Origin of the sequence: Paenibacillus baekrokdamisoli (genome assembly GCF_003945345.1) — a bacterium.
Classification (GTDB): domain Bacteria; phylum Bacillota; class Bacilli; order Paenibacillales; family Paenibacillaceae; genus Paenibacillus_Z; species Paenibacillus_Z baekrokdamisoli.
The window spans coordinates 4952873-4965592 of sequence record NZ_AP019308.1; the positions used below are offsets into that span (position 1 = coordinate 4952873).

At 49.2% G+C, this 12720-nt stretch carries 6 protein-coding genes; 1 reads left to right on the forward strand and 5 read right to left on the reverse strand.

Features of this window, described 5'->3' with window-relative positions:
• Positions 1–16: 16 nt before the first annotated feature.
• The 3 genes from EKN16_RS21810 to EKN16_RS21820 form a co-directional block, all read right to left on the reverse strand.
• Positions 17–1414 (reverse strand): ABC transporter substrate-binding protein, encoded by a 1398-nt coding sequence (locus tag EKN16_RS21810; protein WP_125662145.1) that lies wholly within the window; start codon positions 1412–1414, stop codon positions 17–19.
• 195 nt (positions 1415–1609) lie between these two features.
• Entirely contained in the window at positions 1610–3640 is a 2031-nt protein-coding gene (locus EKN16_RS21815) for an alpha-L-fucosidase (RefSeq protein WP_164522935.1), read from the reverse strand.
• 162 nt (positions 3641–3802) lie between these two features.
• A complete protein-coding gene (locus EKN16_RS21820; RefSeq protein ID WP_164522936.1) occupies positions 3803–8386 on the reverse strand; it encodes a discoidin domain-containing protein in 4584 nt (1527 codons plus the stop codon).
• 616 nt (positions 8387–9002) lie between these two features.
• On the opposite strand from EKN16_RS21820, the gene EKN16_RS21825 reads away from it, so the two are divergent.
• Complete coding sequence (locus EKN16_RS21825) at positions 9003–9599, forward strand: TetR/AcrR family transcriptional regulator (protein WP_125662154.1); 597 nt, start codon at positions 9003–9005, stop codon at positions 9597–9599.
• Between the two features lie 153 nt (positions 9600–9752).
• On the opposite strand, the gene EKN16_RS21830 is transcribed toward EKN16_RS21825, so the two are convergent.
• Positions 9753–11990 (reverse strand): S-layer homology domain-containing protein, encoded by a 2238-nt coding sequence (locus tag EKN16_RS21830; protein WP_232015929.1) that lies wholly within the window; start codon positions 11988–11990, stop codon positions 9753–9755.
• Between the two features lie 38 nt (positions 11991–12028).
• Positions 12029–12565, reverse strand: coding sequence for a hypothetical protein (locus tag EKN16_RS21835; RefSeq protein ID WP_125662160.1), 537 nt, complete (start codon positions 12563–12565; stop codon positions 12029–12031).
• Positions 12566–12720: the final 155 nt, after the last annotated feature.

Consider the following 12720-nt stretch of genomic DNA (forward strand, 5'->3'; position numbering starts at 1 on the left):
GCCTCTATTTTCTTATCTATTTTTTTGCGGATTTATCCATGGCTGCCTGCAGCTTTTCCGCGAGCTTAGCCGAAGACAGACCGCCGACACTGTACTCCTGGAAGCTGGTGTAACTAGCTTCCACGTAGCTGCCCGAAAACTGGATCTCCGGAACCGGCGCCGGTTTCACGTTTTTCCTAAATTCTAGAAACTTCACGAAGAACGGAGGCAATTTGGACGGATCCTTGGGAGTAACGTTAATAGCTGTCAAAGACCCCGCATTGATGATCTTCTCGCCTGCCTCTTTGCTAGTCAGCATCTTCAAAAATTTGACGGCCGCATCCAGCTTGGCGCCGGTGACATTGGCATTCACAACGTAACCCCAACCGGTACCACCAGGTGCAATATTGCCAAGCTCGGGCTTGGAAGTTTGCGGAGGCAGGGTGGAGAATTCCGTATTATCGAGTATTTCTTTAGGCATTTGAGCGATCATACTAGAAATCATCCACGAACCCGAAATTATCATACCTGCTTTGCCGGTATAATAATGGCTTTGCATTGCTTGCATACCATCAATGCTGTTCATATCTTTATTGAAGATGCCCAGCTTGATGAGCTCGCCCAGCATATCGATCGCTTTGACGTACTCCGGATCCGTAAATTTCGCTCCGGTACCTTCCCTGACGCTGTCGTACCAAGCCCGATCCATGTATCTGAACACCAGACCCGGCATAAAGGTGCTCGCAAGGGGATCTTTTGTTTTGTTGCCCATCGCCATCGGAATATAGCCATTAGCTTTGAGCTTCGTAATCGCCTCTTTGAATTCATCGAGATTGTTCGGGAAGTGGTCTATTCCGCTCTTCGCGAATATATCTTTATTCCAGTAAAGCACGGTGCTGATTAAAGATTCGTAAGGAACGCCATAAATTTTGCCCGCATATGTTTGATCGTCGAATGCGCCCGGAATGAATCCGTTTTTCCACTCCGCATCCTTCTCGAATATGGGGGTCAAATCAGCAATCAAATTGTTTTTGGAGAATGCCTGCTGCATGGAAGGCAAGGCAGGGAATATATCCGGCAGGTCGTTGGCGGCAGCCAGCGTCTGAATCTTTGTCATATAAATGCTCGGGGAAATAATCTCCGCCGAGAAATCGATATCCGGATTTTCTTCCTGGAACCTTTTTATCGTGTCCCTGAAGTTAACAGCTTCCGCAGCCATGACATCCTCGCCGTATTGATAATAAAGCTTTAATTTGACTTTTTCCTTAGGCGCAGCCTCGGAACCAGAGCTGCTCTCGCTTGCACCGCTCGAAGCGGGTTCTGAAGCCGCAGGCGATGACTCTTTATTGTTGGTTCCGCCGCAGGCGGCTAATGCAAAAATGAGGCTGAAGGTCAAAAATGTAGTTACCAGCTTTCCCAACGTTTGTTTCCTCATCCCGGAAACCTCCCCTTTGTAGTAACCATAGCTTGTATGTTTTAAAAACCTTGAATGCCTAGGATATTCAAGATTCAAAAACCGTGCTTGTGGCCGGAATATAGCCAAATGGTATGGTTCAAATATACCTCCAGCCTTAGACAAATAAAATGAGCCTATGTGCAGAAATGGTGTAAAATTTCCTCATCTTAATTATCATTCGAATTCAATCACATGGAAGATGTCTAACCGCGGAAGGAATATGCGCGATTTCCCTTCACTATGCCCAATCGTCAGCACTTGATTATTGTCCAGAAGTACCGCCGTTTCAATATCTTCCGAAAGTTCAATATATAGATCATAGATTGGGGATATAGGCGATGATTCCTGTTGGTTGATCGCGGCGAGATATCGTTTCCCTTCTTTCTCCCACCCTAGTATTTCGACAAAGCTCGGCGCATTGGATGTAAACTTCCATTCCCGGCACACCGAGTTTAACAGATTGTATACGACTCTCTTGCTCATGAAGGGTCTCGATTTTTCGATAGGCGCGGCAAGCCAAACGATCTTCCCTTTTCCTACGCTTTTGACGATGATCGCAGGCAGATCCGTGTCTATTCCTGGCGGATTCGAATGAATAGCGGAGAAACGTTGTCCTTCCGTTAACGTGTAAGGAAGCGTGATCGTGGCGAGCACCTCGCAAGACCCCGACAGTTTGATCATGAGCTGCTTCCCGTCCACGGTTAACGGATTTTTCTGGCTAAACCCTTCCAGAACCGGCTTCCCTTTGTTCGTCGGATTCATATAGGTAACGTTATGTTCGGTTAAGCCGATCACCTCCGCCTCCAACAACTCCAACAGTCTTCGATGACCGATCTGACCGCTTAAATAAAGGTTGCCTCCATTCTGTAAATAGCTCTCTATGGCATCCATTTCGTCATCGCGGATCACTGCGACGTCCGATATAACCAGGATATTGTCTTTGATCGTCTTCAAATTCCTACTGGCAACGATATCGAAGGGAACATTGTATTCTCTAAGAATGGACGCCATTTTCACTTGACCTTCAATGAAATCGTCCACTTTGAAAAGTTGTTCGCTAACAGGCTTGCCATTGTCCCTCCAGGTAAACTTCGAATGCGTCGATACCCAGACGGCTACATCGCTTAGCATTTCCCCGCTTACAACCTTTTCGTATCTTCTGGTTTTGTCAAACACCTCTTTCATGACATCTCGATAAACTTCCGGCGTAATTGTGCCATCGGGATTCAAGCCGTCGCAAAGCGAGAAGGCACCGTTATGAACCAGTGCGGTTACGGCATGAAGCAGTAACTCCTCTTTTGTTTTGGTTGTCGTATGGTAGGACAAGTCAGGATCGCAGCGCGAAGTGATATACACGAACGGCAGGTTCGGGCTCACACTTTTGTAATATTTACAGCAGAAGGTTTGCTGCAAATAGCCTCCGTAATAATCGCCGCCAGCATAATCGCAAGCATCGACGACGAGGTCCGTATTGGCAAACTGCCATGGAAACAAAGCGACGGCAAAGTTATGCTCGACCGTCACATGTGGGTTGATTTCCTTAATACTGCTTGTTGAGAACGCTGCAAATTCCCCCATCCATCTTTCCCTGGCATATTGGAAAGCCAGCCAATCTGGATCGCTCCAATCCACGATCTTAGGCATTTCCTTCCCTGTTTCTTCCAAATACCTCTCCGTGCAGCTATGGCAATAACATACTTCCGGCCAGAAAGGCATATCCAAGAACATTCCTTCGAATGAATAATTTCTATTCAATTCCTGAAGGTTCGCCCGTACATACTCCCTATACGCTTTATTGTTCGCGCAGACGACCCCGTATCTGCCTTTCTTGAAGAAAGTGGATGCCTTTTCCTTTGAGGTCTTTCCGTCCGCGTAAACGCATCGCCAAGCCGGATGATTCTCATAAGCCCAGTTGTCGAAAATTTGAGAATAATATACGATGACGGACATTTCGTTCTGATGGCAAAGCTCGATCATCTCGCCGACGTAGTCTCTGCCTCGTAATCCTTTATGCATTCTGCCAACCGAGCACGGCCAGTAACACAGCCCTGTATGAGGCTTAGCCTTGACCACGACATTCTGGGCTCCCGAGAGCTTGATCGTCGAAACAATCTCTTCCGGATTTACCTTGGAGAGAAACTCCTCATTCCAATCGTCAATGTGCGCGTCTAAAAAAATACGGCGGTAGTTTCCCTCTATCCACATGGTGGAAATCACTCCTGTGCTGCATATTTTATTCGAATAGCGCCGAACACCAGAGGCGCGCGCTATTCGAACCATCTCTATCGTAAGAGAATAGAAGCAAAGAAATAATGGGTCTATTTACTAAAATGGTTTGTAATCTCCATCATTATTGCGTAATTCCTATCAATTACCGTACAGCTCGAATTCATAGATTCTCGCATAAAGATCGGTCGCCAGTTGGCCCGGCTTCGTAATATACAATCTCACGTATTTTGCCGTAAACGGCACAATGGAGCGGTCAGTGATGTTGGCCATGTTTCCGGTTACGGTGTCTCTGTCGCTCCAATTAACGCCGTCATTGCTGGATTGCAGCTTAAAATCGCTGGTATTCTGAACCGGGGTTTCCTTGCTCCCGGAATGCTTCACGACATATCGGGCCACTTCGGTGCTTTGGCCTAGATCCACCTGGAGCCAATGGGTACTTGAGCCGTTGCCAGAGCGCCAGTAGGTAAAATTGCTGTCATCTCCATTGACGGCCAATGCCCCGCCGTTCAACAGGATGCTCCTTTTGAAGTACTGCGTCGGAGCGGAAACGTCGATGCTGTCTGTTTGGACCGGTTTGTTTCTCGCCAGATTTCCATTCCCCTGCACATACGTCTCGAACTCGTAGATGCGCGCGTACCCGTCGGATGGATTCTGATGGGAGCGCGTAATGTACAACCTGACATATCTCGCTTTGAACGGAGCGACGCTGCGGTCGGTAACGGAGGCCGTATTGTCCCAGACGCTATCCCGATCCGTCCAGTGGATCCCGTCATCGCTGGACTGAAGCTTGAAGTCTCTCGTATTGTTGGACACCGCCTCTTGGACGCCGGCATGCTTGACGACATACCTTCCGATTGGCGTCGATTGTCCAAGATCTACGCTAAGCCAATGAGGGCCGTGTCCGTATGCGGATCTCCACATGCCCCCCTGATCGACATTACCGTTCACCGCTTTGGTTGCGGTCAACTGTGGTGAATATTCGCTGTCCGCGGAGGCAGTACGGTTCAGGGCTTTATTCGACATATCCGGCTTGTACAGCTCGAATTCGTAAATTCTGGCATGCCCGTCCGCTGGGTCTTGATGCGGCTGGGTAATGTACAGCCTCACGTACCTGGCCGTGAAAGGCGTCACGTTGCGGTCTGTCAGTGAATCAGCGTTTCCTGTTACGGTGTCGCGGTCCGTCCAGGTAGAACCGTCATCGCTGGATTGAATCTTAAAGCTCTTGGTATTGGTAACCGCAGCTTCCCTTGTACCGGCATGCTTGATCACATATCGGTCAATTGTGGTACTCTGCCCCAGGTCGACCGTGAGCCAATGGGGACTGAGCCCGTATGCGGACGTCCACATATCGTGCAGATCCGTATTGCCGTTCAAGGCTTTATCCGCTTCCTGCCCTGCGGTATGCACGCTGTCGGCCGCTGCAGACTTACTGTAGGCAATATTGCTGTAAGTCTGTGAAGGCGGCGTATAAGTTGCAGTAGCGTTTTGTGCCAGTGCGATCAATTCGTCTACTTTGATATGTTTTCCGTTGCCTCCCACAACCGCTATTTTGACCGTAAATCCTTTCTTGCCGCTCCATCCGGTCAGACCTTTGAGATTAAACGTATATTTGCCTCCCGCAGCCGCATTGCCGTCCATCATGAACACATCGTCGAATCCCTTGTTATCATTAATCAAAATATTCCAGGCTGCGCCGTAGGACACATCCGGTACTTGAATTTGCAAATAGGGATAAGCGTCCAAATCATAGTAAACCGGTTTGGAGACAAAGCCCCAAGTGGAATCGCTGCCCGTTTTTATCGTCGCTATCGTCCCGTCCGTCGTAATGACGGCATTTTCGTTGACCATTTTATTGCCCCAATTCGACGTCTCTGCGAAATCGTCGAGCTTTTTGCTCGCAGGAGTCGAAGGATCGGATGCTTGGGGGATCAAGCCCAGGAAGGCGTTAACCGTTGTGGCCGATTGGCTGTAGCTGCCGTTCTGATATTGACTCAAGGCGGTTTGATAATCGGCCTTGTAAGCTAACAGTTGTTCTGTTACGCCGATATCCCGTCCCGATTCCTGCAGCTTGCGGTAGGCCTGAATCAGCTTGATTTGCGCGTCTTGCATCGCCTCGAATCGGCTCATTTTAATGGCATCGGCAGTCTCGATTTTAACGCGAACGTAAGTGCCTGAAGCGAGCGTATGCGAGATGCCCGCGCTTAGCTGCGCGGCGGTTTTCCCGGACGTGGACATGCTCCCCGACGGATCCGTAATGGACAACGAATAGCTTCCCGCCTCAAGATGTTTGAACCGCATGTTGAACGTCTGGCTGGACCCAGTCGGATTGTAGAATATAAAATTGCGCTCAATAGATGAAAGTGCCAATTCCGGCTGATCGAGATTATCCAGGTTAACCGCCAGAATATCCCGGTTGTCAGCGTCTCCGAACGCTTCATACAGCATATAGGCGAGGAAAGGATTGTTCGCCATATAGATGGAAGGGCCCATAAAGCCGTGAGAAGTCTGCACTTCCGACGTATAATAGTCTTCGATCGGCAAATACGCCGCGCCGCTATTAACGAAACGGGTAATTGCCGATCCGAATACCGCCGGATCCCAGGTCGCGGAGTAGAAAGTAAAGTTGTTTTGTCTGTTCACGTTGAACATTTTGAGCAGCAGATCGATGTTCGTATTCGAGGAATTGCGCAAGATCGTCGTCAGATTCTGGTAAGTCAGGATGTTTTCCCAAGAAGTCGGCGACATGGCGGACGAGAAAGGATGGAAAAGCCCTTGGCTCTGCATGGATTGGTCGGCAGCATTTCCCCTGATCCCGCTCTCGTACCAATTCATCAACCGGAGCGTCGTATTCTTGAAATCATTGGAATACGCTAGATATTTGGGCAATCCGGTGGTTTCGTACAGCAGCTCGCTTGCCGAGATTCCGTACGCGTTGTTCGTCACCTCGTTTAGCGCGAACTCGTAGGGATCGTCGTAGGTTTTCGTAAAGGTCGGATTGGACATTTTGTACGTCATGCCTTCGAAAAGCCCATCGACTGCTTTTTTCGCTTCATCTAAATATCTCTGTTCATTGGTAGCCTTATAAGCAAGCATCATGTCATATGCGAACAATCCGGCCGCCCACACATCCGTCGGTGCGCCAAGTGTCGTTCCGTAGTCAATGCTTTTAACCGGCAGCTTGCTTTGGACGCTCCATTGCAGTGGAAATACGTAATTCGTATGATGGGCAAGCTCAATGAGTCCTTCAAGGCCCATTATATATTTGCCACCGATCGCCGGATCGAATTCGGCTGGATCGCGCATCTTATGCGCAATCCACGTATTGATGCTGAAGGTCGGATTGGCCCAGCTGAATTCGATGAACTGGTTTTGATAGTCTTTAGAATTCTCAAAGCTGCGGATGAGCTTGGACTCGGGATTGTAATAGACTAACAAATCGTCGAGCTGATCGTTAATGAAATTCCTTTGCGTCAGATTCGGATGCAGCCGTTCGTAAGCGATCCACGGGACCATGGCATTATTGCCCGTTTCCCAGTCACCTAATAGCGTGAACGAAGGATCGCGGGTCGCATTGGGATGCTCCTGCGCATAAGAAGCGTAATCCGCGCGGCGCACCAGCTGCGAGTTGGTCCGTTCCGGGAAAACAGGGCCGTCATTCCAAGTGCCGCTCACGCCGTAGTCGCGTTGATTGGACACACCGTCATTCGTACCGTATTCGTGGTAAGGCTGAATCTTGTACGTGACATCTGGTAGCATTAGCTGCTCGGCGGCTTTGCCGCCGAAAAATTCGTAGGTCAGCTGGCCCGGGTCCATAACATTCTGGGGCCAGGTTGTCGAGGACGGAAAACGTTCCGAGAAGATGTTTACCATCTTGTCCAACGCGGCCATTCGGCTAGCCGGCCCCTGCGGGCTATAGTTTCCATAGAGGTAAAACTCGGTCACCATGTCCCCCGAAGCGATATATTGGGTACCTGCAGGCTGCTTCCGGGGTTCAAGTCCCATAGCGATCATGCCATCCTGCTCCTTGACTCTCACCTGTACGTCTTTAAAGCGATTGAAGTTTTGGGAAGTCGAAAACCAGTTGGTGGAAGCCATGTTATAGAAGATACCGGCCTCCTTTTTTCCCGTCCACAAGTAAGCGGCAGGAAACGTGTTGTTCCATTGCACCGTATCGTCCGGAGATTCATAAGAGGGCGATTCCTGATGCACCTCGATCAGATCGTTCGGAATGCCATTGATCCAGAACAGGCTTGCCGGCTCCAATCCATGCAATTGCAAATCGGAAGTGAGGTGATTCGTTATCTTGAAGTGGATGAGCGGACTGCCGCTGTTCACTTCGACGAGAATATCGAAATTATAAGCGGGATTCGAATGCGTGCCACTGAACAGAACGGCGATATGTGAGCCCGTGTTATTCAGGATCGAGAAGGAAGTGGGGTACAAGTCAGACCCGGGGCCCATGGCAAGCGGACGGCTTCCGTCGAACAAAGGCTGCCATTTTTCTCCACCCATATCGATATAGGTCTTAAGCTTATATTTGCCGTTCGAATCTTTGATGAATTCAAGCTTCTGCTTTTCATTGATCAACGTTACCGTGTCGGGGTTCGCCGATACTCCTAGCCACAGGTTATATGCCGCATGCACTTTGCCGGGCGCATAATTCGTGGAGCCCAAAATCAACACAAAAGCGATAAACATGGCAGACATTTTCTTCAATAACATTACTTTCTTCCTCCTTATATTCAGGAATGCGCTTTCATAAACGTGAATCGCTCCGTCCAGTAAGTTGTCTAACGAAATTATAGCCCCCCAAGCATATACATTTTTCATTCGGATGTCTTTAGTCGTATCCATGAAAACTTGTGTATTCGTATGATATACAACATCTATCCGTTCCACTTCTCAGCAGGAACAACCTGACGAGCGGCACTAAGCGTGCTTCAGCATGGTGATGTCCACTGACGCAGACCCAATCCTATCATGGCCTTGCAACCGCAATACCCCCCTCCAAAAAAATGCTTAGAACCGCAAAACATTGCGGTTCTAAGCATTTAAACAGGCTATGGCTCTATAACATGTTTACATCGACTCAAATGAAATGCAATTCTTGGAGTATCTGCCTTGCTTCAATGTGCACAAGCTCTGCGATCCGGTCGGCTTCCTCTCGATAAACGCAGCCGGTCTCCGGGTTCACCGCATTTCAAAGTGCTCAATTCCTTCATATTCATCATGCAACTAATAAACATTTTGTTGTATAATAAACTCAATGTAAAAATAATCTACAAAGCAGGATGCAATTGTTGTACAAAGCATTTATGGGGAAAGGAAATGAGAGCCCATGTCAACAAAATCGCCGCGTACGGATCCGCGTGTACTTCGCACGCGCCAATTGATTCGAGATGCATTTATCGATTTGCTTCAGGAGATTGAGCTTGAGAAAATAACCGTGAATCGTATTGCAGAACGCGCTACGATCAATCGTGTCACCTTCTATCTTCATTACCGGGATATTCCGGATATGCTGGAGAGGATCGCGGATGACATGATCAAAGAAATTCATGCTATCTTGGAGGATGTTCGGGATCAGTCCCATGTTGACTTGGATTGGTCCACATTGCTCAGAATGCTTGAGCATATCGCGGAAAATTCAAAATTTTACAAGGTGCTGCTCGCTTCAAAACGCATATCGGTCTTCACCGATCGACTTATGAATCTGATGGTTGATGTTATCACCATCAGATTCGAGAAGCGAGACGCTTCCTCTTCTGATTCGGCTGTGAGTGTTCCAAAAGATATTGCAATCTGGTACGGCTCCTCCGCCTTCATCGGTACAATTGTCTGCTGGCTTCGCAATGATATGCCCTACACACCGCTTTTTCTCGCCAAGCAGCTTTCTCTGCTGTTCCGTTTACATCAAAATACGACCAGTTCATAGATTCGGCCGGAATGAATTCATCAAAACTAGAATAAGCGCATGCTTGTGCATGCGCCTCTCATAGAACCGTACGTGATAAAGTAGACCTCCCATACTCAGAGACCGGTTAGACAATCATCACAATGCCTAATCGACCTCTCTTTTATTCTCCACTCACCCTCGAGCCTTGATCTCCAACATCCTGACGATCCAAGCTACAGCTTCCGCGCGGGTGGAGAGCGCTTGAGGAGCGAATGCACCTGCGGTTTTGCCGCCAACGATGATAATACCCTTCTTCTCGATGGTAGATACCGCTCCTCTGGCCCATCCGGGAATGTCGGTATCGTCGGTATAGCCGGTCTTCGAGACGGCCGCAAGAGGAATTCCTGAAGCCTTGAACACCATCGCGGCCATCTCGGAATGGGTGATGTTCGCTCCAGGACGGAAATTGCCATCCGGGTAGCCGCTTACGATGCCAAGCTGCATCGCCCCCGAAATCGAATGCTGTGCCCATGCTCCAATCTTGCCTTTATCCTTGAAAGGCAGTTCCAAAGCTTGAAGCTCGGGCTTCAGCCCATTCATCAGCATGACAACGAACTCCGCACGGGTGATGCTGGCGTCCGGTCGAAAAGTGAAGTCTGGATAACCATTAGTGATATGGAGCTTGTAGGCTTCGGCAATTTCCTCACCCGCCCAATGTCCTCCAATATCGGTGAATAGCTCCGATCCAGGCGTCTTAGTTCCCGGCAGTATGGTAACCTTGCTCGCGGCGGTGAAGCCGCCATCAGATGTCGTCACAGTAATTACTGCCGTGCCGGGCGTCATTCCCGTCACCTTACCTGATTCGTCTACTTGGGCTACACCCGGATTGCTGCTGCTCCAAGCCAACTTCCTGTTGAAGGCATCTACAGGCTGGACAGCAGCCTTCAGCTTCACGCTTTCGCCCGCCGGGAGTGAAAGCTCAGCAGGGCTAACTGTAACGCTGTCCACCTCGATCGTTCCCGGAGGGTTAGTCACGGTGACCTCGCAGGTGGCGATAAGCCCGCCATCATCTGATCTCGCGGTAACGGTCGCTTTACCAGAAGAGACAGCAGTCACGTTGCCGGTATTGTCAACGGCGGCCACTCCATTGTTGTTGCTGCTCCAGGTCACTTTCCTGTTGGGTGCGTTGCTTGGGGACAGCGTAACCGACAAGCTTTCGCTCTTGCCGAGCGGCAAGGCAATCTGTGATTTATTCAATGATATGCTGCTGATTTTAACGCGAAGGGCATACAGAGTCTGCTTTGACTCCTTCGAGCCTGTTACATATACGGTACCGTCATCACCGATGACTGGAGCAATAATCCCATCGGGGGTACTGATGCCATAACTCCACTGTATGCTTCCATCTGAAGAATTTAACGCTTGAACCATACCGTCCGCTGTTAGCAAATGAAGCATTCCAGTCGAACTGAAGACGATTGGTGTTATGGCTTTATTAAAAGCAGTTTTCCATTTCAAGCTATTATTCGGAAGCAGCGCATAAACCGTTTGATTCGCCGCCCCGACATAGATCATGCCGTCAGTCCCGATAATCGGGGAGAACGGGGTACCCCCTAAAGCATACTCCCATTGTTTTGTTCCGTTCGGGTTTATCGCATACAGCTTACTATCGTCCGCCCCGACATAGATCATGCCGTCCGAACCGACGACCGGAGTTGTATTGACAAGCCCTCCCGCCTTATAGGTCCACTTGATGCTGCCATTGGGCTTCACGGCAAACAACGTATCGCTAACATTACCCATATAAATCGTGCCGTCCTTGCCTACAGCCATGTAAGCAGTGGTAGTGACTCCTACCTTTGATACCCACTTCTCCGTACCATCATTCGGTTGAAGCGCATGAAGCGTTCCATCCCTGACGTTCGCGTAAACGGTGCCATCCGCTCCGAACACGGGCCTGGAATCGACGGCTCCTATGTAGGCCGCCCATTTTTTCGTGCCGTCAGGATTCAAAGCGATGAAACTTCCATTCAAGTGGCTAAAGCTGCCCTCTCCGATGTATACGGTACCGTCCGGTCCGATGGTAGGAGGGAATAGCAAAGAATCTTTAAGCGGGTAATCCCATTTTTTGCCGCCTCCACGCGATACAGCGGTCAAGCTGCCTACAACTCCCACAAAAGCAAAGTAGTTATTCCCGAGGTAGATCGTGCTGTCCGAGCCAACCGCTGGTGGGCCCGAAGAGATAATGAACTGCCCGGGAGTAGGAAGGTACCAGATTAATGAAGCATTTCCCTTATTCGTAGTGGTGGGGATACGATCAATTTTGATCGGGGGAAGTTTGTCGATAACAGGTGTGGTTAAGGCAGCAACTGGAGCGGCAGATAGCCCAAATAAGCATGAAACCATCAATACTAAGATTACTAGTCGCATTTTTAATCTTTTGTTCGCCACAATAACCCTCACCCCCCTTACATATTTGCTGTGATATCGATACTAATCTGGGCCTGCCTGACCTTGGATTCGTCTTCTGGATCCTTGTAGATGCCGATTGTTAACTGTCCCGCCAGCTGCGTTTGAGCTTTCAGAGCTTGGCTCGTGTACGTGTAGGTATGAATCTTGGTCGTTGCGTCTTCCTCGTCCTTAACCTGTACGGCATCCTTGGGCAAGAACTGCTTGATAAAAGCAAGCGCCTCCTCCGTACTCGGTGCTTCCCCGCGATCGACGTAGGAATTGAAAATGTTAAACGCTTGCTCCTGATTCTCCGTCACCCTGATCTTGCCGTCCAAGTAACTGACGGTCAATTCGTCCTCCTTCTTGACGCCAGCTCCGAATTTGGCATCGAAGTAGCTCAGCTTAGCACCCAGCACTGCATCCTTCATAATGTCTGCCTGGGGGGAATTTTCCGCAACGTTCGTGGTTGCTGGATCCAAGCCTGCCGATGCCGGGGTATCCGTTACTGCCTTACCGCTATTTCCACCGCAGCCGGACAGTAGGTATACCATCATTAATATCAAGCAAAAAAACAGCATTTTCCGCTTCATAGGCACACCATTCCTAACCTATAGTCTCTGATTTTTTCCAGATTAACATATACGGTTGTATCCGGATATTATCCGAAAGGAGTAGAAAAGTAGTATTAATTCCTGGAAACACCCCGGAA